The 23,965-nt window shown below is 66.5% G+C and carries 17 protein-coding genes and 2 pseudogenes; 9 read left to right on the forward strand and 10 right to left on the reverse strand.

Translation table 11 applies throughout. From position 1 onward, the window contains the following. Positions 1-264 precede the first annotated feature (264 nt). The 4 genes from ACIQVL_RS49350 to ACIQVL_RS49365 all read left to right on the forward strand — a co-directional run bounded on the left by ACIQVL_RS49350 (position 265) and on the right by ACIQVL_RS49365 (position 4,629). Positions 265-804, forward strand: a complete 540-nt coding sequence (locus ACIQVL_RS49350) for a hypothetical protein (RefSeq protein WP_403478986.1) — start codon at positions 265-267, stop codon at positions 802-804. Further along, on the forward strand, positions 747-1,835 hold the full coding sequence (locus ACIQVL_RS49355) for a hypothetical protein (protein ID WP_403478987.1): 1,089 nt from the start codon (positions 747-749) through the stop codon (positions 1,833-1,835). Before ACIQVL_RS49350 ends, ACIQVL_RS49355 begins: the two co-directional genes overlap by 58 nt. A 579-nt stretch (positions 1,836-2,414) precedes the next feature. After that, positions 2,415-3,668: an IS110 family transposase gene (locus ACIQVL_RS49360; RefSeq protein ID WP_403479034.1), complete on the forward strand. Its 1,254-nt coding sequence runs from the start codon at positions 2,415-2,417 to the stop codon at positions 3,666-3,668. A gap of 92 nt (positions 3,669-3,760) precedes the next feature. Beyond that, positions 3,761-4,629 (forward strand): IS5 family transposase gene (locus ACIQVL_RS49365; RefSeq protein WP_403479035.1). Its coding sequence is split into 2 segments (ribosomal slippage): positions 3,761-4,100 and positions 4,100-4,629, totalling 870 coding nucleotides; the frame shifts between segments, so codons are not numbered across the junction. Between the two features lie 393 nt (positions 4,630-5,022). Here the strand turns inward: ACIQVL_RS49365 and ACIQVL_RS49370 are convergent. Both ACIQVL_RS49370 and ACIQVL_RS49375 read right to left on the reverse strand, forming a co-directional pair. Next, positions 5,023-5,457, reverse strand: a complete 435-nt coding sequence (locus ACIQVL_RS49370; RefSeq protein WP_403478988.1) for a hypothetical protein — start codon at positions 5,455-5,457, stop codon at positions 5,023-5,025. Positions 5,458-5,587: 130 nt separating this feature from the next. Beyond that, a complete protein-coding gene (locus ACIQVL_RS49375; RefSeq protein WP_403478989.1) occupies positions 5,588-6,229 on the reverse strand; it encodes a hypothetical protein in 642 nt (213 codons plus the stop codon). A 204-nt stretch (positions 6,230-6,433) separates the two neighbouring features. On the opposite strand from ACIQVL_RS49375, the gene ACIQVL_RS49380 reads away from it, so the two are divergent. From ACIQVL_RS49380 to ACIQVL_RS49390, 3 genes and pseudogenes are all read left to right on the forward strand, one after another. Continuing rightward, entirely contained in the window at positions 6,434-7,120 is a 687-nt protein-coding gene (locus tag ACIQVL_RS49380) for a DUF1524 domain-containing protein (RefSeq protein ID WP_403478990.1), read from the forward strand. Between the two features lie 82 nt (positions 7,121-7,202). Continuing rightward, positions 7,203-7,514 (forward strand): hypothetical protein, encoded by a 312-nt coding sequence (locus ACIQVL_RS49385; protein ID WP_403478991.1) that lies wholly within the window; start codon positions 7,203-7,205, stop codon positions 7,512-7,514. 323 nt (positions 7,515-7,837) lie between these two features. Beyond that, positions 7,838-8,047, forward strand: a pseudogene (locus tag ACIQVL_RS49390) (serine/threonine-protein phosphatase); the annotation flags it as partial. A 74-nt stretch (positions 8,048-8,121) separates the two neighbouring features. On the opposite strand, the gene ACIQVL_RS49395 reads toward ACIQVL_RS49390, so the two are convergent. After that, entirely contained in the window at positions 8,122-8,682 is a 561-nt protein-coding gene (locus tag ACIQVL_RS49395; protein ID WP_403478992.1) for a hypothetical protein, read from the reverse strand. A gap of 242 nt (positions 8,683-8,924) precedes the next feature. Then, positions 8,925-9,398, reverse strand: a complete 474-nt coding sequence (locus ACIQVL_RS49400) for a transposase family protein (protein WP_403478993.1) — start codon at positions 9,396-9,398, stop codon at positions 8,925-8,927. Positions 9,399-9,567: 169 nt separating this feature from the next. Here ACIQVL_RS49400 and ACIQVL_RS49405 point away from each other — a divergent pair, with 169 nt between their 5' ends. Together ACIQVL_RS49405 and ACIQVL_RS49410 are read left to right on the forward strand one after the other, a co-directional pair. Continuing rightward, entirely contained in the window at positions 9,568-10,779 is a 1,212-nt protein-coding gene (locus ACIQVL_RS49405; RefSeq protein ID WP_403478994.1) for a phosphoglycerate kinase, read from the forward strand. Positions 10,780-10,806: 27 nt separating this feature from the next. Further along, positions 10,807-10,912: pseudogene (locus tag ACIQVL_RS49410) on the forward strand (triose-phosphate isomerase); the annotation flags it as partial. 728 nt (positions 10,913-11,640) lie between these two features. Here the strand turns inward: ACIQVL_RS49410 and ACIQVL_RS49415 are convergent. From ACIQVL_RS49415 to ACIQVL_RS49440, 6 genes are all read right to left on the reverse strand, one after another. Beyond that, positions 11,641-11,997 carry a hypothetical protein gene (locus tag ACIQVL_RS49415; RefSeq protein ID WP_403478995.1) on the reverse strand — a complete coding sequence of 119 codons (357 nt, stop codon included), beginning with the start codon at positions 11,995-11,997 and terminating at the stop codon, positions 11,641-11,643. Between the two features lie 93 nt (positions 11,998-12,090). Further along, positions 12,091-12,975 (reverse strand): IS3 family transposase, encoded by an 885-nt coding sequence (locus ACIQVL_RS49420; RefSeq protein ID WP_403478996.1) that lies wholly within the window; start codon positions 12,973-12,975, stop codon positions 12,091-12,093. Then, entirely contained in the window at positions 12,972-13,280 is a 309-nt protein-coding gene (locus ACIQVL_RS49425) for a transposase (RefSeq protein WP_403478997.1), read from the reverse strand. The genes ACIQVL_RS49420 and ACIQVL_RS49425 overlap by 4 nt, the downstream gene beginning before the upstream one ends. Positions 13,281-14,193: 913 nt before the next feature. Further along, the gene (locus ACIQVL_RS49430) at positions 14,194-14,553 is read right to left on the reverse strand and encodes a hypothetical protein (RefSeq protein WP_403478998.1); all 360 of its coding nucleotides are present in this window, start codon (positions 14,551-14,553) and stop codon (positions 14,194-14,196) included. 261 nt (positions 14,554-14,814) lie between these two features. Then, positions 14,815-15,144, reverse strand: a complete 330-nt coding sequence (locus ACIQVL_RS49435; protein ID WP_403478999.1) for a hypothetical protein — start codon at positions 15,142-15,144, stop codon at positions 14,815-14,817. 1,014 nt (positions 15,145-16,158) lie between these two features. Next, entirely contained in the window at positions 16,159-23,778 is a 7,620-nt protein-coding gene (locus tag ACIQVL_RS49440) for a DUF6531 domain-containing protein (protein ID WP_403479000.1), read from the reverse strand. Positions 23,779-23,965 lie beyond the last annotated feature (187 nt).

A 23,965-nucleotide genomic window follows, 5' to 3' on the forward strand; every position in this document is an offset into this window, starting at 1 on the left:
GCACACGGCAGGGCAGACAAGAAGCACCTCGGCGCACGCCACGACATTTACCACGCCCCCGGCGCGCACCGAAGGTGCGCTGGGTCGCTGACCTGGGATTTCTTGCAAGGTCGTCTACCTTGACATGACCTCGCACCCGTTGGCCAGTCTTTCCGCGATCTTCCCTGTCTGCCCCCGGCGAACTGTTCTCCGCTGTAGTCCTGTAGGATCTCAATTTCCGTGTCGGAATCTCACGGTCAATGTCGGATGAATTTCGGATCCGACATGAAATTGAGATTGCCAGGCAACGGCCAGCCCGGATTCGTCTCCGACGGCGGCCCCGCCGACGCCACGTCCTTGAATTACCCCGCCACCGTGGCGGTGGACGGGGCGGGGAACCTCTACATCGGCGACGGCCACAACCAACGGGTCCGCAAGGTGACACCCAGCGGAATCATCACCACCGTCGCCGGCAACGGCATCGCCGGGTACATCGCCGACGGCGGACCGGCGGTGGGCCAGCAGCTCTACTACCCCTACGGCGTGGCTGTGGCCCCCTCCGGCGACCTGTACATCGCTGACGCCGGGAACCAGCGCGTGCGCAAGGTCTTCGGAGCGGCGACGATGACCCCGCCGCCCCACCCATCGCCGACCTGTACGGCGAGCCTGTCCTGCTCGTCACCGTCCCGCGCCGTCAGGAGTTCGACCTCGGCGCCTGCGTCCACAACTGCGGCCCCGCCATCGCCTGCGGAGAACACGTCACGATCGTGCTCACCCTGGCCGACGGCCTGGAAAGCGCCCGGGAGACCAACGGACGGCGCCTGACGCGCACCTTCCCCGGCACCGACCTGGCCCCCGGCAAAGGCACCCTGGACGGCGTGTTCCGCATCCGCGCCCTCGACACCACCCCACCAGGCACGTACGAGTCCACGCTGGAGATCCAGTACGGCGGCGACCTCAACCTCAAGGACAACAGCTTCACCCTGCCCGTCACCGTCGTCGTCCCCGAACCGGTCGCCGACAAACGCGCCCTGACTATCTACCAGGAGAACGTCCCCGAAGCCTGCCCCGGCCAGTCGGTCCGTGTCCTGCTGCGCTTCGTGTCACCCGTCGGCCAGCCAGTCAACCCCGGCATCATCACCCAGCGCTTCACCACCCCCACCGGGTTCGTCTTCACCGGCCGGCCCACCTACACCTACCCCGACACCGTCCAGGGCGCCATCACCGGCGAACTCGACCACGAGCTCTACGACTCCGGCCGTACCCTGGCCATCCGCGACAACCCGCACCTGAACACCACCGACACCGACGCCGGCACCCTCGTCTACAGCCTCGGCCTGCGCGCCGAGCCCGGCGCCAGCCCCGGCCTCGCAAGCGACGGCTCGGCCAGCATCGGCCGCCGCTCCCCCGTTCAGATCCTGGCCAAAGTCTCCGGCACCGCGGCCGAACCCACCCTCCGCATCGTGCAGACCCGCCTCGACCAGTCACGGGTCAGGCCCGGCCAGCAGTGGACCTACCCCGCCGTGTTCACCCTCACCACCACCGGACGCACCCGCATCGGGTCCGCGGACATCATCTTCACCGCACCCGAGGGCCTGTGGTTCACCGAGAACCGGGTGATGGCGTGGCGGGAAGGAGCGACCGACGAGGACAAGCTGACCGGGCAGCGCTCCAACGGCAACCGCACTCTGACCCTCAAGGGCGCGGCCCTCGACCTGGACGGCGGCAAGTGGGCCGTCCTCTACCCCGAGATGGAGATCGAGTCCGATGCCGCGACCGGCGCGGTACGCGTCGGCATCCGGATCGGCACCCCGCCCATCGCCACCGGGAACGCCACCGTCACTATCGAGGCATAACCCCAGCGCCCTAAGCCTGTCGCAGACGGGCATCAGCTCGGCAAGGGCAGACCGCCACGGCTGGCGCAGCCGGTCCAGGCCCGGCTGTGCCGGTCACCGTGACCTCGCTGGCGCCGACCGCCTCGAAAGACCACGGTGAGGCAGCACACGCAGCTGCAGCCGTTTCCCCGCAGAGCAGTGGTGGGTTCGTTTCTAATTCGATTCCAAGGAGTAGTCCTCGCCAGGAGGAACACGCCTTGAGGCCGGGTCGTCCCGGCGGGAATGGGTGGCCGGGTCACTCCGGCAGAAGCCTGGATCGTTTCTGGCCGTTGAGGCCCAACCGCAGACCGTGCTCAGCAGGAGCTGGCCCGGCCACTCAGCCCCAGTTTTCCCACCTGTCTCGGTAGATTCACGGCGCGAGCCCGTCGCACGGTGACCTCTTGCTCCCTTCGAGCTCTTGCAGCTCCGACACAAGACCGAGGCCCGTACGGTGCGCTGGTGTCACGAACGGCTAGTGAGGTGGCGGCCCGGCCCTCGGCCGAGGCCTGGAATTAGAACGCTGCGTGACCCGCATGGACTCGTGATCAGCGGGGTCGAGGCATTTTCGGAGAGGGCAACGTGATCTATTGCGGCATCGATTGGGCAGAGGACCACCACGACGTGGCATTGGTCGACGATTCAGGTCAGCTGCTGGCCAAGGTCAGGATCACCGACGATGTCGTCGGCTACGGGCAGCTGCTCGACCTATTGGTCGAGCACGGCGACAGCGCCGAGGAACCCATCCCCGTGGCGATCGAGACCAGCCGGGGGCTGCTCGTCGCTACTCTTCGGTCGGGTACCCGAAGCGTCTATGCGATCAACCCTCTGGCCGCCGCCCGTTATCGGGACCGCCACTCCGTCTCCCGGAAGAAGTCGGATCTCGGCGACGCGCTTGTCCTGGCGAACATACTGCGCACGGACATGCACGCTCACCGCGCCATACCCGAGGACACTGATCTGGCCAGGTCTGTGGCCATCCTTGCCCGCGCCCAGCAAGACGCCGTGTGGAACCGGCAGCAGGTTGCCAACCAGCTGCGGTCACTGCTGCGCGAGTACTACCCAGCCGCCCTGGAGGCCGTGGCCCGGTGGAAGGGAGGCCTGTGCAGGCCGGAGTCGCTGGAGCTGTTGAAGGCGGCTCCGACCCCGGCCGGCGCCGCTCGACTCACCCGGGCCCAGCTCGCGGCCGCGCTGAAGCGGGCAGGCAGACAGCGCGGGATCGACGCGGACGCAGGACGTCTCCGGGACATTTTCCGGGCGGCCCGCGCATCTCACCCTCCCCTCACCGAGCAGGCCATGGGCCGGCAGATGCTGGCCCTGCTCCGCCAGCTCGAAGCCGCCTGTCTTGCCGCGGACGATCTCGCTCTAGCGGCTGAGGAGGCATTCCTTCAGCATGAGGACGCCGAAATCATCCTCAGCTTCCCCGGTCTTGGTCCGCAGCTCGGGGCCCGCGTTCTCGCCGAGATCGGCGACGACCGAACACGCTTCACCACCGCCCGCGGCCTGAAAGCATACGCAGGCTCATCACCGGTCACGCGCGCCTCGGGCAAGAAGACTTCCGTCGCCTACCGAAGGATCAAGAACCAGCGCCTCAACCACGCCGGTTACCTCTGGGCCTTCTCCGCCCTGCGCGCCTCCCCCGGAGTGATGGCACGCTACCGCCACCGCCGGAACACGGGAGACTGGCATGCCTCTGCCCTACGCAACGTCTTCAACGGCCTGATCGGACAGCTTCACCACTGCCTCCGGCACCGGCAACTCTTCGACGAGCAGGCGGCTTCACGCACGGACGCGGCTGTCCCCACGGAGGTTGCCTGATTCCCAACGCATCCCTACGGCTTACTGATCGTTTCAGAATGAGTCGAGCTGCGGGTCTTGTGCTCGACGATCTTGGTCGGCAGGGTGTCCGGGTGCGTGCTGATCTTGTTCCTGACGAGCTGTGGGAGCGGGTGGCCCCGCTGCTGCCGCCCGCTCCCGAACGGCGCCACCGCCACCCGGGGCGGCTGCGGATTCCCGACCGAGCGGCGCTCGCCGGCGTCCTGTTCGTGCTGCGGACCGGTGTCGCGTGGCGCGATGTCCCCGCGGAGACCGTGGGCTGTTCCGGTGTGACGGCCTGGCGCCGGCTGCGGGACTGGACCGAGGCCGGTGTCTGGCCGCGCCTGCACGCTGCCCTGTTGACCGAGCTTCGCCGTGCCGGCCTGCTGGACCTGGACGACTGCTCCGTGGACGGGTCGCACGTCCGGGCTCTCAAAGGGGGAATCACGTCGGTCCCTCGCCCGTCGATCGGGCCCGTCCTGGCTCGAAGCACCACCTGATCGTCGACCGTCACGGAACCCCGCTCGCCGTCACGCTGACCGGCGGGAACCGGCACGACGTCACCCAGCTCCTACCGCTGCTCGACGCCGTCCCGTCGATTCGCGGCCAGCGGGGACGCCCTCGTCGCAAGCCCCGGCGCCTGTACGCGGACCGGGGCTACGACTTCGACAAGTACCGCCGCCTGCTGTGGAAACGCGGCATCAAACCGCTGATCGCCCGACGCGGCGTCGCCCACGGCTCCGGACTGGGCAAGGTCCGCTGGGTGGTCGAGCGCGCCTTCGCCTGGCTGCACCAGTTCAAACGGCTCCGCACCCGCTACGAACGACGCGCCGATCTCCACCAGGGCCTGCTCGAACTGGCCTGCAGCCTGATATGTCTGCGCGAGCTCCAACGGACAGCCAATCGCTCGGTCAGTAGCGCAGGCGAGCTTCAGCCCCATAGATACGCACCATGCAGTCCCTGAAGAGCTGCAACGGAGTCTGCTGGCCGTCAACCGGAGCCAGCGCGAGCCCCAAATCTTGCAACGGCTTGGCCAGGGCGACGAACCTGAGCCCATCCGGGTCCGGGCCCCTGTAGGCCGCCAATGCCTCGAACAACGGCCTCACGCTCTCCCAGCCAGGTCCCGGGCTGAAGCGCGCCAGGAAGAACGGCTGATCACAGCCGTACTCACTGAGCTCACCGACCAGGACGTCTCCCTGTAAGAGCTGCCACCGCGTCATCTGGTGTCCCCGTCCCCCACCGTCCAGTCGAGTTCGCATCATCGCAGCGCGTAACTCTCTGGCCAAGCGCTTCATTCTGAAACGATCAATTACAGTAGGGGTAGATCTGCGGTAATGCTGGACGTCCCCGGCACGCTTCACTGCCCGCTGTCATCGACGACGGGTACAGAACCGTCGTCCGGGAAGAAGGCGTCTTCGATCCGGGCAAGTTCGGCGTCGCTCAGCTGAGGCGGTGTCCAGCCGCGGCCGCGTGCGTGGTCGATGAAACGTGCATCCAGGAGTACGTGATAGCGCTCGACGTAGTGCGCCAGGTCCGTGTACCAGAACCACTCACCGTCAGTGAGGAGATGCAGGCTGCCGATCAGATCGCTCCTGGCGCTGAGGACATCGTGGACTCGTGAGGTGGTCGCGGCCAGCACCGAGCCGGCACGCAGGTAGCGAACAAGGTCCGCTTCATAGGGCGCACCTTCCCGTTGCACGCAGTCCCTCAGCGAGGGCCCGTCAGTGCGGCCATGCTCAAGCTCCCGGAACTCCCCGAGGAACCGGCCTGCGTACATCATCTGGCTGCTCACGGCAGCACCCTAAGCGTCGATCACGGACGAGGGCAGATCCTGCGGGAACGAGCTTTAGTAACGCTCGGTCACGACAACAGGACCCGTTTTCAGAGGAGTTCGAGCTCCGTCACTCGGCCCTCGGGTCCGTTCAGCTGATCGCACACGGCGCAGGAACAAGGCCCAGCTTGCTCCGGCATGAGTCGACGGCCCGCGTGACCCAGTCGCTCACGGCGTCGCGATCTGCCGCGATCGCGTGAAGCTCACGCGCCTTCTTCTGGGCATCGACCATCCACGGGGCCAGTGCGACCTCTCGAAGGACTTGTTGAAAGTGATCGCGGGCCATGTCCGGGTCCCTCGCCAGGGCGGCTGCGATCCCAGAGTCGAAGTTGTCCCACAGGAATCCCCGCCGGACCGGCCTGGAGGTCAGGTGTCGGGCTGCGTCCGACAGAGTCGGGAACCTTTCCCTTAGCGCGGTCACGTTCGCAGCCGCCTGCTGACTGAGGTCGAGTGCCAGCCGCGTGAACTGGTCCTCGGTGCGAAACAGCTCGGAGCCGACCCTGACTGCGTCCACATGGAAGGCCAGGTGGTCCACGTCGTGCCACAGCCACATCGCACCGACGTGCAGACCACTGCCGGCGATTCGCGACGGGGTGAACTCCACAACGCCGAGCCACCACCCGTGATCATCAATCCACAGCCGCGACCGCCCGCGCTGGGCCAGGCCGAGCGGCTTCAGGGAATCCCGCGCCGCCGAGGTGATGATCCGGAGCACCGGACTGCGATCTGCCATAAGCGGGCATTATCGACTGCCGCACCGACACGCCGTCCATCAGGGTGGCCCGCCGTCAACTTGACTACTCCGTTCGTGAGGTGTCTGCGGTGAATTCCTGCCCGCTGTTCGGGTGACACCGCCTCGGGGTGCCCTGCCCCAGAGCGCGTCCACGGCTATCTCTCTTGACCGTCAGCACCCCTGCCGGTCAAGAGAGACGAGCACATGCGCCCCGTCCACAAACTCGCCCTGGCCTCTGTCACAGCGACCGCACTACTCGCCCCGCTCACCACCGTTTCCGCTTCCGCAGCACCGCAGGCGGCCCCTCACACGGCCACTGCCGCACGCGCGTTGCGGGACCTTCCCGAGCCCCCGCCGGCCGAGGTCGTCCGCAAGGAGCTCGGCGAACTGAACGTCGCCGCCCCGCACCCGATGACCGGCTACTCACGGGCGAAGTTCCCGCACTGGGTCATCCAGTACGGAACCTGCGACACCCGCGAGGTCGTCCTGCAACGCGACGGCCAGGACGTCGTCCAGGACACCCAATGCCGCGCGATTGCCGGCATCTGGGTCAGCGCCTACGACGGCAAGGTTCTCACCGCCTCCGGTCAGGCCGACATCGACCACATCGTGCCGCTCGCCAACGCCTGGCGCTCGGGTGCCGACGCATGGGACACCGCCCTGCGCCGCAAGTTCGCCAACGACCTCATCGAGCCCCAACTGCTCGCGGTCTCCGCCTCCAGCAACCGGTCCAAGGGCGACCAGTCACCCGACCAGTGGGCCCCGCCGCTGCGCTCCTACTGGTGCACCTACTCCCGCGCCTGGACCCACGTGAAGTACACCTACCACCTCAACATCACCGAGCCGGAGAAGACCAAGCTCGACGAGATGCTGAACACCTGCGAGGCGTAACCCGCAGCGTTCCGGCACACCACAGCACGCCGTAACCGGCCGGCGCTGCCCGGCCGACGACACCGAGTACAAGGACCGCACGATGCCCCAACCGGACCCCGACCGCCAGGACTTTGCCCTCGCCGCGGCCGGAGCCATCTACGTCGACGAGGTCACGGCCGGCCCGGGCGGCGTGATGACCGACGACGTCGGCGTCATCACCGGCGACCTCACCGTGGCCGTCCACCTCAGCGACGACGGACACAGCGCACACGCCACTGTCCAGTACACCGGCGCCGACGAGTGGTACACCCTGACCGGCAGCCCCGCTCCCATCCCGGACGGCGACCTGGCCGGCTACCACCACAGCCTGCTCGACCGCATCCGCCACGGCCGCTCAGCCGAGGCCACATGACAGCCGCAGGCACCCGTCCCGGATCCCCGCCACCTTGCAAGGACTCCCCGTGATCCGACCCCCATCACGCCTCGGGCGACTCGTAAAAGCCCTCGCCGCCGAACCCGTCCCGGCATCGCCCAGCCCTGCCCGCACCCTCACCCGTCGTCTCCTCGACGCGCTCGCCTGCCGGCCGCCCCGTCCCTGAGCCAGCAGCGATCCGCTACCCGCTTCCTCAGGGGACGGTCCGCTGCGGACGCCCCCCCTGCCAATACCGGGATGGTGTCTGGGATGCCCAGGCCGCGCGGTGCGGGGAAGGTGATACGTGAGGCAGGGAGGCTGTTGTGGCGGGTGACCGGTTCGGGCTGGCTCAGGTGCTGGCTGCGGCGAAGGACGCCGCGCCGGTGGCCTCCATGGATGTAGTGGCACGGAATCTGCAGGAGGGGTTCGGGGCGCGGTCCGTGTCGTTCCTGTTCGTCGATGTGGTGGGCCGCAAGCTGGTGCGGGTCACCGAGGAAGTGGCTGTCCAGCAGGGCCGCCGGGCAGAGCAGATCACGTGGGCACCGACAAAACCGGCTGGCATGCGGTGACTCACGCCTCTGCCCTTGCCCTTGCCCTTGCCGTGTTGCTAGAGATCGTCTCCCGGGGCTGTGCCTGCGGCCACCGTTTCCTCGATCAGCGGGCGGCCGAGTTCAGCGAGCGCAGTTCGGGGGAAGCCGCCACGCAGCAATGGCACGGTCCGGTCGAAGTCCTGGAGCAGCCCTCCGCCGTCGACGGGCCACAGCTGGGGGTCGGCGATCGCGATGCCGACATAGGCTCGTCCTGGCTGGTCGTCCCAGGTCGGGTCCAGCACTGTCCCGTCCGGACGCACGACCCAGGCGTGAGGCAGGGAGACGTCGAACTCGTGGTGGGTGAGAGCGAACCCCTCGGCGTACACCAAGCCTTCGTCACGGTGGGACAGGGCGTAGCGGGCGGCGTTGCTGTAGCACAGCCGGTCCGGCATGCCGATCAGATCATCGGGGCTGGGCCTGGGGGTGAACCGACGGCCCAGGGCCAGCAGGAGATGGAAGGAGCTGGGGTAACTCCAGTCCGCGGGGACGCGGTAGGCGGTCTTGGAGAGTTCGGCGTGCTGTCGAATGTGGTGGATGAGGCCGTCCTCGGCAGCGGTCTGAGGGGCGCTGTTCGTCATGTCGCGGTGACTCTCCGAAGATTTCGCACGGTGCGGGTATCCATCGTCTTCTACTCGGCGTTCCGTCGGTGCTGTGCTCGAACTTTCGTCGGTGCTCCGCTCGAAAAGCGGAGGTCACAGGCGCACCCAGGCATCATTCTGTCCTTCGTCGGTGAGCCCGACCGGCTACGCGCGGGCCAGGCTCATCTCGACGGGGCTTGCGGCGGTCCGACGCCGAACTGCTGTTGCCTGAGATGAACGCCTTACGGCCGGGGCGTCCCGCGCGCGGTCGCCTGACCTGTACTTCGGTGCCGTCGAGGCACAGCTCGATGCGCTCGGCCTCGGCGTAGGCGAACAGGTCTTGCAGGGTGCGGATGCGCAGGCCGGGGCGATCGGGGGATGGCGAAGCCGCGGGCGGCGAGCAAGGGCCGCACCTGGCGGACGGCGCCGGAGACGGTGGAGCGGTCCACTGCGTACAGGTCGGCCAGTGCCTGATGCGGCATCCCCAGGCGCAGGCAGACCAGAGTGACGAGCAGCCGGTCGACGAAGACCAGTTTCGGCTTGCGTCCCGCTCCACAGGCTCGTCTGCGGGCGCCGCCTCGTTGTTCGGCAAGCGTGGCCTCACGGGCCGACTCCCAGCGTGGCGCGAGTTCTTCGATCAACTCGCCGAAGTGTTGGCGAGAGATGCCGGTGAAGGCAGGATGAGACAAGATCACACGGAGTAGCTGGTCATTCACGCTGCGAGAACCCGCGTGGTCGCCCCCATGTCACGGCCCCTCCACCCTGCGATCCCTCTCGAACCCGGAAGCCCCAGAGCAAGCCACTCGATGTGAGCAGGCAGGTCCGTACGCGCTACATCGCGCCGTACCGGCCCTGTAGCCCACCGACCTCCAAGGATCTCCTCTCATGAAGACGATCGATGACCTGATCCAGAACGGCGTCACCGGCAGGCGGGTCTTCGTCCGCGCCGACCTCAACGTCCCGCTCGACGACACCACCATCACCGACGACGGGCGGATCCGCGTCGTCGCCCCGACCATCGCCAAGCTCGCCGACGCGGGCGCCAAGGTGATCGTCGCCTCCCACCTGGGCCGGCCCAAGGGCGCCCCGGACCCGCAGTTCTCCCTCGCCCCCGCCGCGGAGCGGCTCGGTGAAATCCTGGGCAAGAACGTCTCGTTCGCCACCGACACGACCGGCAACAGCGCGAAGGCCACCGTCGCCGCACTGGCGAACGGCGAAGTCGCGCTGTTGGAGAACCTCCGCTTCAACGCGGGCGAGACGAGTAAGGACGACGCGGAGCGCGGCGCTTTCGCCGACGCCCTCGCCGCCCTGGCCGACTTCTACGTGGGCGACGGCTTCGGCGCCGTGCACCGCAAGCACGCCTCGGTCTACGACCTGCCCAAGCGGCTGCCGCACGCCGCCGGCGACCTGATCGACACCGAGGTCGCCGTGCTCAAGAAGCTCACCGAGGATGTCAAGCGCCCCTACACGGTCGTCCTCGGCGGCGCGAAGGTCTCGGACAAGCTCGCCGTCATCGACGAGCTGCTCGGCAAGGCCGACCGGCTGCTGATCGGCGGCGGCATGGCGTACACCTTCCTCAAGGCCAAGGGCCACGAGATCGGCATCTCCCTCCTCCAGGAGGAGCAGATTCCGACCGTCACCGAGTACATGGAGCGCGCCGCGAAGAACGGCGTCGAGCTCGTGCTGCCCGTGGACGTGCTGGTCTCCGCAGACTTCCCCGACCTCAAGACGAAGGCCCCGGCCGACTTCGAAACGGTCGACGCCAAAAAGATCCCCTCCGACAAGGAGGGGCTGGACATCGGCCCCAAGTCCCGTGAGCTGTTCACCTCCAAGATCATCGACGCCGGGACCGTCTTCTGGAACGGACCGGTCGGCGTCGCCGAGCACCCCGACTACGCCGGTGGCACCACCGCCATCGCACAGGCCCTGCTGAACTGCGACGGCTTCACCGTGGTCGGCGGCGGCGACTCCGCCGCGGCCGTGCGTACGCTCGGGTTCGACGAGAGTGCATTCGGCCACATCTCGACCGGCGGCGGCGCAAGCCTCGAATACCTCGAAGGCAAGACGCTCCCCGGCCTCGCCGCACTGGAGGACTGACCCTCAACGACCACGCGTACGCCGCTGATGGCGGGCAGCTGGAAGATGAACCTCAACCACCTCGGGGCCATCGCAACCGTCCAAAAGCTCGCCTTCGGCCCCCGACAAGGACTACGAGGTGGGCGTCCTGCCCGGACCTCAATTTCCCCCAAACTCGTTAGCCAGCCTGAGGATCCGGACACGAGCATGAGACTGACCAGCGTGGAAACCGCCTGAGACAACCGGAGAAGCCGCAGACATGCCGGTACGTCATGACAGCCTTTATGAGATCCCACATCCAATTGTAGGATCTCATTTTCGGCTTCATAATCTCAGGCTCGACTGCACACGCGCAGCACATATGAAGCCGTCTTGAGATTCCCCGCTCAGGGCATTCGCTCTTTCGGGTGATGGCGGTCGCTGCCCGGTGACTTCTCCGGTAAAAGGGAGCACCGTGGTGAGATGGCCCGGCTGGGGCGCGGATCGCGCGGCGGCCGGCCGCGGAAGTTCGACGAGGACGACTGCAAGCAACGGCGCGCGGTCGGGTGCGGGATCAACCGCCTCAAGCGCCGCCGGGCTGTCGCCATCAGGTACGACAAAGCTCGCCGTCCGCTACGGTGCGAAGGTGCTGGTCGCAGCCATCAACGAATGGCTGCGACCAGCACCTTCGCACAGCCCTCAGCCTCCTGCCCGGCCTGTGGAGTGCATGGGCTGAGCCACGGTCCCGGTGTGAGGACACGTATGGCCGGGGCCGCACCACTCTCAGGAGCCGCGTCGCCTGTCGACGCTGCTGCCGACGGCAGGATTTCTTGCCGTCGGCAGCAGCTCGTACCGTTAGGAAACCGGCCCCTTGAGCTGGTGAACTGGTCCCGCAGGCGTCCTTTAGAGTCCGCCGACCTTGACGGGGAACTTCTCGATGACGGCGAGCACCTTGTCCGAGTTCTTCAGGTCGACCAGCTCGACGGGCTGCTCCAGCATGTAGAGGTCGCCGCGGGGCGGGTACTGGGTCAGTTTTCCGATGAGGACCATCGGCTCCTTGGTGGTCAGAACCAGCGGTTCGCTGCCGTTCCCGGGCTGGTCGATGGTCATGGTGAAGCTCAGGATTTCGCGGTGCTCGTACTTGGGCGGGAACTGCTGGGTCAGGCGCAGGGTGGATTTGGCGTCAACATCGACGTCGTCCTGTTCGATGGTGATGGTGCCCGCGCTCTCCCCGTCCTCTCCCGGAAGTTCGCCGGTCACCTTGTGTCCGATGATCCGCAGGCGGACGGAGTTGTGCGGGTCGTCGGGGTCGACGTCGACTGGAGTGACCCCTCGGGTCCCGACACTTCCGTTTTATGCCGCGAGGTCCAGCCGTTGGTGGCAGCGGGTCCTCGCCTGGTACGGCGTGATGTAGCCGATGGTCGAGTGGATCCGCTCCCGGTTGTAATGCTCCGCGATCCAGCGGAACACGTCCTGCCGAGCCTGTGCGCGGGTCTCCCAGATCGTCGCTCCGATCTCCGCTTTCAGGACGGCGAAGAAGCTTTCCGCGGCGGCGTTGTCGAAACACGAACCCGTACGTCCGGTGCTCGACCGGATGTCCAACTCGCCCAGGAGAGCGCGGAATTGGTGAGAGGTGTATTGCGACCCGCGATCCGAGTGAAAGATGGCGTTGCCAGCCGTATGCCCGCCCGTATGCGCCATCCGAATCGCGTCTGCGACGAGTTGCGTACGCATGTGGTCCGCCATCGACCAGCCTACGACCTCCCGTGTGCACAGGCCGATCACCGTCGCGAGGTACAGCCATCCCTCGGCCGTCGGCAAACAGGTGACGTCCCCGACGAATTCCAGGCCCGGCATCGGTGCGGTGAAGTCCCTTTGGACGAGATCCGGCGCTGGCGGCGCCGTGCGGTCCTGCTTCGTCAGCGACCGCGACTTCCGGCGTGTAATCCCGACGATCTCGCGCTCCCGCATGATCCGCGCGACGCGTTTACGGTTCACCGGGTTCCCCTGGTTGCGCAGCGCCTGAGTGATCCTGCGGGCGCCGTAGGCTCCCCGGGAATCGGTGTGGATCGCCCGGATGCTGCCGGCCAGGACCTCTTCCGCGTCGGCCTTCTCCTGCCGTGCTTCCCTGTTCTGGTGCCAGGCGTAGTAGCCGGAGCGGTCCCAGCCGAGAACATCGCACATCCGCTTCACCCTGTGGGCGCTCCGGTGCTCGTCAACGAAACGGAAGCGGATCACCGTGTCGTCTCCCGCGCGACATAGGCGGCGGCTTTCCGAAGGATCTCGTTGTCCTCCTCCAGCCGGGCATTATCCCGCCGCAGACGCTTGAGTTCTTCCTTCTCGTCGGGGGTCATACCGGCATCACCCCCGCCGTCCGCCACCTGGGTGCGGGCCTTGTCGTCGCGGACCCACTTTCGCAGGGTCTCCAGATGGATGCCCAGACTGTGGGCGATGTCGGTGAGGGAGCGGTCTGTCGAGGAGCGCACCAGATCCACCGCGTCCCGCTTGAACTCTTCGGGGTAGTTCCTCCGCTTTGCCACCATGGATCACTTCCCCTGGATGACGAAGCATCCAGCGTCCAGGTATCGGAATTTCGGGGGTCACTCCACGTGACGTCTTGCGGGACCAGACAGCCAGGCTCCGCCGCGAGCGGGACAGCCTCATCGCGCAGGTGCAGCAGCTTGTCCGGATCACCCAGGTCCTGGAACTGGAGAACGAACACCTGCGGCAAACAGACCGCAGACCCGCGCTACGAGTCCTACTGCACCAGCCATGAATGTGTTCACCGTGGCCTGCTTGCAGATCCGAGATTCGCACTTGATCCGCATGACCTCGCAGCCCCGTCGCAAACAGGAACATGAAGACAGCACGCGACTCGATTCTCGCTTAGCCAACCAAGCAGGAGCACGTTCCGGTGCATGCCGCGATATTTACCGCGCCTCGGTGCGCACCGAAGCTACGCCGAATCTCTGACGTGGCACGACTGGGGACGAAAGAGATTCAACGAGTGGGGGGAAGTGCCACATATACGGTGAATGGTGAGAGATCAGAGTCATCGGTCGTGCTGGCAGTGAAACCCGAAGACAGGAGAATCTCTAGGATAGCGTCCCGCATGGCACGGTTCACGACACCATAGTGCTGAAGGAGAGGGGAACTCGATTCACCTTGTTGAATGAGGGCCCACACGTTGTCCCGGAGGTGTTTTGAGGTCCTCCAGGAAACATATACACCACCAGGGCCTTCCTCTTTTACATCAACCTCGACGGTTGCACCGCCTGCCCCATCACTCACATTGAGGGATGAGGGGATTCCAGCGTCTCGGAGTTGCCGAATGATGGATTCTGCCAATTGATCGAGCTCGGGGGGACGAGGGTAGGGGTGGATCTCCTCCATACCTGTACCTTCACGTTGGTCAGATAGCGGAATCAGTCGAGAAAATCGGATGGATCCTCAAGGTTAAATCAGCGAGGCACTGGCCTGAATTTTTGCATACGTAGAGCTCTGGACGAATGAGGGAAACTTCTCTACGAGCCTTCGATTTCCATCGACAAGAAATCCGCGAATCGTCTCTGCCAGTTCGCCCACATCGACTTGGGAGGCCCTTGAAATCTGAGGAGCGGCCACAGTCACGGCCCCATCCTCGTCGGTAGTCAACGAGATGTAGCTGTCATTCTCGGTGAAATCAATCCTGGCCGAGCCATGGTGCTGCAGTTCGCCATACGCATATGCCACACACAGCATGAAGTCAACGACGGGGATTCCCATCAGCATTTTGTCAAAATTCACACCGTTCACGTCGAAGTGGATATCGGTCACGAAGTATCCGTACCTGATATCCGTCTCGCTAGCCCTCGTTAGGTCCTCGGCGGACCGCCCGGGTGGATACGGCCTCATGCGATCTGTTTCAAAATCGATGATTGTCATCGGCTACTACGCTTCAATCTCTCTGGCTTGACTGCTGGCGAGGATGCAAACGACATCCTCGCCAGCAGTCGACCTACCTAATGGGATATGCGGTACGCCGACTTCCGTCGCCGTTCAAAATAACCCGCACTCCCACAGCTTCGCCGCATCCCCCTATGAAGGACGGGCCGCATCCGAAGCCAACGCCGCCAGATTGCGAACCTGCCCAATAGCATCCTCGCGATCGAAACCTGATCTTAGGATCAGACGCTCCTCGGCAACAGGCAGCATCCGACTCGCGAGAATATCCAGAATCTCTTGGGCGGCACGGTCTTCGAAATCCCCGAGATCTAGCAAACCCAAGTTGAGCTCTACAATCTCCCTGAGGCGATTAGTCAACTCGCCCCACTCAACCAATTCAGCTATCCCGCTAACCATCCAGTCAAACAACCACGACGGCCCGGTCCAGTAACCCCGACCTGGAAGGTCCACCATCCCTGCCATTAAGATTCCTTGCCTATCAGAAAGACCCGATCCCCAAGCCCGCGCACAAACTGCTCCCTACACGGCGTTGGGGCTAGAACTTCTGACGCCCACGCGCTGCGCATCGTCGCCGAGTGGTGGGAGTCCGAGGACGACGACAAGCAGCGACCGGCCGTCGGACGGGCCGGAGCCGACTACTTCACCGACCAGGTTCGGGAAGTTCCGGCTCCGGGTCCTTTGATGGCATAGCAGGCTGGCACGGTCCGGACGCGTCGAGCGTGGCCTTGAACACAGTGGGTACGACCGGCCGGGACCGTCATCCGGTCCAGCCCATCTCGTACACCTCGATGCCATCCCCGTCGCCACCCACGCGCGCAGCCGCTGCTGCACCCCACCGTCCCAGCCGCCGGGCGCCGACCACGAACCCAGCCGACTGGAACACCCCGGCCGGCCCTGGGTCCGACATCACCAAAGTCCAGGGATCACCCCTGGTCGGCGGGCTGTTCCCTGACGGCAGATTACTCACGCCGCACTGCCATCAGAGGAGCGCGCGACGGGCGTCTCCGCTGCTGGCGGATCCGCCGGCGCAGGCGCCTCTGCCGCACAGGGCTACGGAAGGGGAAGTGCGACGCCGAGGCGAAGGCGCAGCCTTCCAGGATCAAGCGAACATGAGCGGCACACCGTCAGACACGCATCGCTCCAGGACGGAAACAAGCTCCCGGCCGCTCTCGATGTGTTCTGCGGAAACTGCACTTACACCTCCCCTCTCCCACGAAGATACGATGCTCCGCAATCTTGGCAGAATCTTCATGCAGTCGGCGCACGAAATGTCTTCATATCCATCGTCGGGCCTGTTGAGCAGCGGAATGAGCGAAGTACTCACTGCCGACCAGGATCCATCACCCCCAAATCCCTCCATTTCATCCAGGGAAATCCCTTCCTGCTTCGCCAGCAGTCGACGGAATTTCGCGAAGGCAGAGTAACTCCACGCGACCTCCCGGCTAGTGTCGCTAGCCGGGAAAGCAACCAAACCCATCAGGGCACCACCCTCCAGGGAATCCCCTTCTTGGCCAACCATGCTGTAATTTCGTCAGGGATGGCATTCTGAGATATCACTATATAGGTGGCTCCATTGTCTCGCGCGATGTTCATCGCCTCACCCGCAACACTCTTGAACTTTACAAGCTTTTGCGGATTGGCGAGAATCGAATTCCAATAAGCCCCCGATTTCGCCTCGTACCAGTATTCGACATCGCCATCGGTGTACTTTCCGTCCAGCTGCCTCTTCCCCGACTTAAAACCACCGCTCCCTCCGAGCTCGGCAACAAGATGCTCTTCGTACGCGGCACCAGATTCCTGAGCGATTCTTCCCTTGCTTGGGCCTGTAGATCCAGAGCCGCTTCCGCTGCCTTCGGGAGAGGCAGTGCGATGGGCGGTTCCGTTGCTGGATGGTCCGTCGACGCAAGCGTATTTTCCGCGGAGCGCTGCGGGAAGGTGGCCGACGGTGTTCTTGGCGAGCCATGCCTTGGCGCGGGCGATGGCGGGGTCGATGAGGGGACGGAACCCGCGGAGGGTGTTGGCGGTGACGCGGGCTGCGCCGCTGAAGGCTGCGCCGGTGGCGAAGTCGCGGGCGCCCTGGGAGAAGCTGTAGTTGCCGCCGCTGGTGGCCCAGCCGTAGGCGAGGTTGCCGAAGCCTTCGAGGGCGGCGTCGGCGGCGATGGTGGCGCCGACTCCCCATCCGGCGCCTGCGATCCAGCCGGCGCCTGCGCCGACGGCGGCGCCGATGACTGCGCCGGTGCCGACCTTGCCCCAGAAGCTGCCGCCGTTGATGGCGTAGTCGACGCCGCCGACTACAGCACCGACGACCGCGCCCACGGCGATGCTGCACAGGATGGCGCACTGGCCGGAGGGGTCGGTGAGGGTGGTGGGGCGATTGTAGCCGTAGTGGTAGGTGTCGGTGAAGGCGGCGCCTGCGGCTGCGGGCTGGGGGTCGGGGGTGGTGAAGCGGCCGGTGGCGCTGGTGTAGTCGCGGGCGCGGATGTCGTAGAGGCCGGTGGTGGTGTCGAGGTACTGGCCGTGGAAGCGCAGGGGGTTGGCGGTGAAGGTGCCGGTGGGGGTGGTGAGGGGTTCGCCGTAGGGGTCGTAGGTGGCGGTGCCGGTCAGGCCGGTGGTGTCGGCGGTGTCGGTGATGGTGCCCTGGTAGTCGCCGAGCAGCCAGGTGGGGTCATCGGAGCCGGCGGTGTCGAGGGTGGCGGTGCCGAGGGAGTCGGTCGGGTCGGTCCACCACTGGTGGGTGGTGGTGCCGGCCGCGGTGGTCTCGTCGATGCGGGTGGAGAGGCCGCCGAGGGTGTCCCAGGTCCAGGTGGCGTTTTTGGTGCCGGCGACGGACTGGCTGGTGCGGTTGCCGGATTCGTCGTAGGTGTAGCCGACGGTGCGGCTGTCTTCGAGGGTGGTGGCGGTGAGGTTGCCGTCGAGGCGGTAGGTGAAGCTGCGGGTGCCCGCCGGGGAGACCTGTCGGGCGAGGTTGCCGTTGTCGTCGTAGGTGTAGGTGGTGGTGGCGCCGGAGGTGGTTTCGGTGGTGGGGCGGTCGTCCTTGTCGTACTGGTAGGTGGTGGTCTTGTCGCCGCTGCCCTGGTTGGCGGTGATGGTGGTGGAGCGGTTGCCGTCCTCGTCGTAGCTGTAGGTGGTGGACGGGGAGTCGGCGGTGCAGGTGGTGCCGGTGGTCGGCAGGCAGATGCCGGCGACGGCTCCGGTGCCGTCGTAGCTGTACAGGGCGGTGGTCGTGGTGTCGCCGCGGGTGGTGGTGACGCGTTCGGGGGCGCCGCTCTGGTTCCAGGCGACGGTCTGCTCGGCGAGGGTGGTGCTGCCCAGGCTGTGGGTGAGGTGGGTGAGGTCGCCGGCCGGGTCGTAGTCGCGGGTGGTGGTGGGGCCGTCGCTGCGGCTGGTGGTCTTCAGCTCGCCTGCCGCGTCGTAGGCGTAGGTGAGGGTGGTGTCGGAGGCGAGTTGGCCCCCGTGCAACGTGGTGGTGTCCAGGCGGGCGTCGTCGTCGTAGGTGTACGCCTCGGTGCGGCCGTCGGGCAGGGTGCGTCTGGTCAGGCGGCCGTCGCTGTCCCAGTCGTAGACGAAGTCGTCGTTGCCGCGGGTGATGCCGGTGGTGCGGCCGGCCTTGTCGTAGGTGTACTCGGCCGTCGTGGTGCCGTCGCTGACTTCGGTGGGCCGGCCGGCCTTGTCGTAGGTGTAGGTGGTGTCGGGGGTGGCGGTGTCGCTGTAGTCGGTCTTGGTGGTGCGGCCGAGGGTGTCGTAGTGGTAGCTGATGCTGCCCTGGGGCAGTGTGACGGTGTCGGGCTGGCCGTTGGGGGTGTAGGTGTAGGAGGTGGTGCGGCCCTCGGGGGTGGTGCTGGTCTTGATGCGTCCGGCCGCGTCGTAGGTGTAGCCGTACTGGTGGCCGCGGGGGGTGGTGACCGTCTCCAGCTGGCCGAGGGTGTTGTAGTGGTACTTGGTCACCGCGAGGGTGGCCGTGGTGACCTGGTCGACGTTGCCGGCGTCGTCGTGGCCGTAGACGGTGGAGTTGCTGTCCGGGTCGGTGACCTTGACGCTCTGCCCGGCCTCGTCGTAGTCGGTGTGGACGGTACGGCCGAGCGGGTCGGTGACGTCGGTGCGGTTGCCGTCGGCGTCGTAGCCGTAGGTGGTGGTGTAGTCGGCCGGGTCCGCGCCCTCGGTGTTGCCGCGCGGGTCGGTGACCTTCTTCAGGCGCCCGTCGGTGTCGTAACCGTAGGTGGTCAGGGCGCCGGAGGCGGTCTTGGTGGACTTCAGCTGGCCGGTGTCGGTGTATTCGGAGGTGATGGTGGTGCCGCCGGCCGTCTGGCTGTGGGTGCGGCCCATGTCGTCGTAGGCGGTGGTGGTGACCGTGCCGGTGGGGCCGGTGGTCTTCTCGGCACGGCCGAGGACGTCGTAGCCGGTGCGGGTGACGGCGCCGTCCGGGCCGGTGACCGAGGTGGCCCGGCCTTGGGCGTCGTAGGCGGTGACCGTGGCCAGGTAGCGGGTGGGGGCGTTCGGGTCGACGACGCGGGCCTGGGTCTGGCGGCCGGCGGCGTCGTAGACGTAGGTGGTGGTGTTGCGGCGCTTGGTCTCGGCGTCCGCGCCGTCGACGTTGCCCGCGGGGGCGGTGGTGGCAGCCAGGTAGCCGGTGACCGGGTCGTAGTCGCTGGTGGTCTTCGCGCCGTCGGGGGCGGTGACGGAGGTCTCCCGGCCCGCGGAGTCGTACTCGTAGTGGGTGACGCGGTCTCCGGGGGCGGTCTCGTCGATGACGTTGCCGTTGGCGTCGTACGTGTACTCGGTGACTGCGCCGTCGGGTGCGGTGACCGACTTCAGGTTCCCGAGGCTGTCGTAGATGTTGGTGGTGGTGCGGTCCAGCGGGTCGGTGGCCGTCAGGACGCGGCCGAAGTCGTCGTAGGTCCAGTGGGTGGTGTACTTCTCCCGCTCCGCCGCGCTCGCACCGTCGGCGTTGCCGCGCGGGCTGGTCTCGCTGAGCTTGTTGTGCGAGGCGTCGTAGGCGTAGGTCGTCACCGCGCCGCCGGGGCTGGTCGCCTTGGTCAGGTCGCCGGCGGAGTTGTACTCGAACCTGGTGGTGCGCTCCAGCTGGTCGGTGCTCGTCTCCACCTGACCGAGGGCGGTGTAGGTGAGCTTGGTGGTGGTGTCGTCGGGATAGGTGGTCGTGGTCAGACGGCCCTGGGAGTCGTAGGCGTACGAGGTGGTGTGGTCGAGGGCGTCGGTGTGGGAGAGGACGCGGTTGTCGTCGTCGTAGGTCCAGGACTCGGACGGCGGGTCGGTGTCGTCGGCCGTCGTGGGCAGGTAGCTGCGGGTGAGGTTGCCGCGGTCGTCGTACTCGTTCCGGGTGAGCTGCTGGCCGGTGGTGTTCTCCGCGATGACCTGGTTGTCGTCGTCGTAGTAGACGTCCGTGGAGCGTCCGTTGGCGTCGATCTGGGAGACCAGCACGTTGCCCTGGTAGACGTCCTGGGTGACGGTCCCGGCCGGGTCGGTGATCGTGGCGGTCTCGGTGTCCGGATCCCAGGCGAACTTCCACACCCCGCCCGCCGCGTCGGTCTGCTGGGTGACCCGCCCCGTGTCGGGGTCGTACACCGTCTGCGCGCTGACGTGGCCCTCGGGATCGGTGATGCCGTTGAGGTAGCCGGTGGCCTGGTCGTAGGAGTAGCGGGTGGTCTTGCTGTCGACGCCTCGTACGGCCATCAGCCGGTTCGCGCCTGCGGACAGGTCGTAGACGTAGGAGACCGTGTGGCCGTCGGACGCGGTGACACCGGTGATGTGCCCGGACTCCGCGCCGGTGGTGCCCCAGGTGACGGTGAAGGTCTGGCCGAGGGTGTCGGTCAGCGTGTCCAGCCGGCCGCCGGCGTAGGTGAGGGTGACGCCGTGGTCCTGGTCGTCGACGTCCTTGACCAGACGGCCCGTGCTGTCGAAGAGCAGCCGGTCGCCCGCGAGGTTGGTCAGCTGCCAGCCGCCGCCGCTGCGGTCGGCCATGGTCGCGGTGACGCCCGGGTCCTGCGGGGTATAGGTGCCGTCGGCGTTCTTCGTGAAGTTGGTCTGGCCGCCGGTGCCGTTGCGGAACGTGTACGTGCCGCCGTCATCGACCATCGAGACGCTCGCGTTGTAGGCGAACGTCCAGCCCTGTCCGAACGGCCCGTCCGTCGGGTCGAGGCTGTTGTAGGTGCGGTCCCAGCTCAGCGAACGGCCGGGGCCGGCCAGGGACAGGTCGGTGAAGTTCTCGGTCAGCGTGCCGGTGCCGGTGTTGACGGGGTCGGCGGCCAGACGGGTGTTGACCATGCCCCGCCCGTCCCAGCACGAGCAGCCCCAGGTGCGCTTGAGCGGCTGGGGGTGCGGGCCGCCGTAGCCGGTGAGACTGATGGACTTCAGGAAGACCGAGCGGCCGGTGAAGGACTTGGAGTCGTCGACTCCGTGCCCGCCGGTGTAGTCCTTCTCCTCGTTGTGCGCCCAGTCGGCGATCGGCGTGCCGCCCTGGTCGAGGTGGTGGAAGTCGTCCCCGTCGGAACCGAACCGGTAGACCTTGGTACGGCTGCTGTACGGCTTGTACTCGGTGTACGGCTGGGTGTCGTCGCCGAGCTGTTTGCGCAGATGGTTGTTGTGGAAGGTGTTGCCGGGCCCGGAGGAGCCCGACCACTTCACCGCCTTCTTGCCCGCGGCCCACCAGATCGGATACCAGTCGGAGTCGTCCGGATCGCTCCCGCCCTCATCACCGCAGTTGGTGTCGCAGTTGGAGGAGCGGTGGGCGTAGGGGACGGACACCTCGTTGAGTTCGAAGAGGTTGTTGCGCTCGTAGCCGCCGTGCAGGTTGAGATCGGAGTCGAAGCTGTTGCCGATCGCGACGTTCCCGGACGCCGACCACTGGAAGGTGAAGTGCCGCAGGTTACGCGTGGTGTTGCCGGCATATAGGGAGTCCCAGACGCGGGAGCCGCGGAAGTAGCCGTTGCCGCCCTTGCCCTTGTTCCACGAGCCGTCGAGGGTGTTGTCGACGATGGACAGGTTGGAGGCGACCTCGGTGACGATCGGGTGCGACCCGGTCATCTCCGCCTTGACGCCCTTGACCCAGGAGTTCGCGGCCCACTTGAAGACGATGCCGTGCATCGCCGCGGACGGGTCCATGTTGCCGTAGTTGTGCGACGCCTGCGCCTTGTCCAGGTTCGGCATGTCCTGGGTGAACGACAGGTTCTCGATCCCCACGCCGACCACGGCGTCGACCAGCGGGGTGACCTTCGAGTCGAAGACCTTGCCGTCGATCGGATCGGAGCCGTCGGAGGTGGAGTTCAGGGGAAGGTCGTACTCCAGCGGCTTGTCGAGCTTGATGGTCTTCTCCAGCGGATCGCCGGAGGTGACCATGAACACCTGCTGCCGCATGTGCTCGTTCTCAAGGTCGAAGTCGGTGGGGACCGCCTTCATCTCCTCGTAGAACTTCATCGAGTTCGCGGCCATCACATTGACCAGGCCGCCGACCTTGAGGTTGTCGAACGACGCGTCGGAGGACAGGTAGATCGTCTTGTCGCCCTTGCGGGCCGCATAGCCGGTGTCCCCGGGCTTGGAGCGCAGGGTGAGCCCGTTGATCCAGTGGTCGTTGACCGTGCCCTCGAACAGGTCCTTCCGGTTCGCGGGCGCCGCCGCGTACTGGGCGGCGTACTTGTCGGCCACCGCTCGGGACTGCACCCGGAACATGCCCCGGCCCGGCCAGATCCAGCCGCCGGAGGCATCCCCCGACGTCATGGCGTCCTGGTCCCAGCGAGTGTGGTCCGAGGCGATGGCGTCGTAGCGGGTGTCGGCGTCCGGACGGTAGACCAGGTGCGTGCCCTTGGTCCCGGAACCCGCGCCGCGCAGGATCAGGTAGTCGGCGTCCAGGCTCAGCTCATGGGTGATGTTCAGGGTGCCGGCCGGCAGCAGGATCCGGCTCTCCTTGGTGTAGTCACCGTCGGGAGAACACGCCGACTTGATGTGGTCGACGGCACGCTGCAGGCCGTCGGTGTCGTCCGCGCCGTCGTCCGGGACCACACCGTAGTCGTCCCTCAGCTCGGCGGCGGAGATCCGGCAGGAGTCCTCGGACCGGACATTGGCGTCGGTGGGCAGGACGGTCCCACCGCCGAAGCCCGCCTTCGACCAGTCGTACAGACCGTCCACCGGGGCACGCCGGTTGTCCGCCGTCGTCCACAGGCTCTTCAGCGCCGGCGCCGGCTCCTCGTACACCGGCTTCGGCGGCGTCCACGCCACCGGAGTGCCGACCGTGAACACGGCGAGCGTCTCCACGGTCGCCCCCGTCGACGTGTTGGTGACCCAGCGGGCCTTCAGCTTGTGCGAACCGTCGGCCGTCGTCACCGTCCACTGGTACGGCGCCGCCGTGTCCTTGCCCGCGTACGCGTCATCCAGCAGCCATGTGACATCGCCAGTGATCGTGCTCGCGTTGGCCACCTCGGCGGTGAACGGCGACGTCACCGACGCGCCGTCAAGCGCCGCGCCCCCCGAGGTCAGATACGGGCTCGCGGTGACGGTGAAGTCCGCAGTCACCGACGCGGTCGCCCCCGTGGAGGCGTCGGTGACCCACCTCGCCTTCAGCTTGTGCGAACCCGTGGTCGTCGTCACCGTCCACTGGTAGGGCGCGGTACTGTCCTTGCCCGCGTACGCATCGTCCAGCAGCCACGTGACCTCACCGGTCACCACGTCCGCGTCCGAGATGTCCGCCGTGAACGGCGAAGTGAGCGTCGCCCCGTCCAGCTTCGTACCGTTCGACGACAGATACGGCACCGGCGCCGCCGCACCCACCGTGAACGTCGCCGTCACCGAGGTCGTCGTGGAGCCGGTCACCCAGCGGGCCTTGAGCTTGTGCGATCCGGCGGTGGTCGTCACCGTCCACTGGTACGGCGCAGTACTGTCCTTGCCCGCGTACGCATCGTCCAGCAACCACGTCACGTCACCACTGACACCGTCGGCATCGGCCAAGTCCGCGGTGAACGGCGAACTCACCGTCGCACCGTCCAGCGCCACGCCCCCGGAGGTGATGTGCGGCGACGCAGCCCACACAGGTGGAGCCGTCAGCACCCCCAACCCCAGCGCCAGCGCCAGGACACCGACGAGTACCGTCACCCAACGCGATCTCCACGACCACCATCGAGACGCTCTGCCAGACATCCTGACGCCCCCTCCGAAGCAGCGGAGGCCGTGCCGCCTCCCCCAACGCGAGCAACAGGAAGATTCTTACTACACCCTTACTTATTCACAGAAGACCCAAAGGGCATCCACGTAACAACCAAAAGGTGACGGGTTTTCATTT

Source organism: Streptomyces sp. NPDC090499 (assembly GCF_044769305.1).
Lineage (GTDB): Bacteria > Actinomycetota > Actinomycetes > Streptomycetales > Streptomycetaceae > Streptomyces.

Bases quoted from the DNA above. Each gene is read 5' to 3' on its own strand.
- ACIQVL_RS49350 (WP_403478986.1), top strand. From the start codon at position 265: ATGAAATTGAGATTGCCAGGCAACGGCCAGCCCGGATTCGTCTCCGAC.
- ACIQVL_RS49375 (WP_403478989.1), bottom strand. From the start codon at position 6,229: ATGGCAGATCGCAGTCCGGTGCTCCGGATCATCACCTCGGCGGCGCGG.
- ACIQVL_RS49380 (WP_403478990.1), top strand. From the start codon at position 6,434: ATGCGCCCCGTCCACAAACTCGCCCTGGCCTCTGTCACAGCGACCGCA.
- ACIQVL_RS49385 (WP_403478991.1), top strand. From the start codon at position 7,203: ATGCCCCAACCGGACCCCGACCGCCAGGACTTTGCCCTCGCCGCGGCC.
- ACIQVL_RS49395 (WP_403478992.1), bottom strand. From the start codon at position 8,682: ATGACGAACAGCGCCCCTCAGACCGCTGCCGAGGACGGCCTCATCCAC.
- ACIQVL_RS49405 (WP_403478994.1), top strand. From the start codon at position 9,568: ATGAAGACGATCGATGACCTGATCCAGAACGGCGTCACCGGCAGGCGG.
- ACIQVL_RS49425 (WP_403478997.1), bottom strand. From the start codon at position 13,280: ATGGTGGCAAAGCGGAGGAACTACCCCGAAGAGTTCAAGCGGGACGCG.
- ACIQVL_RS49435 (WP_403478999.1), bottom strand. From the start codon at position 15,144: ATGGCAGGGATGGTGGACCTTCCAGGTCGGGGTTACTGGACCGGGCCG.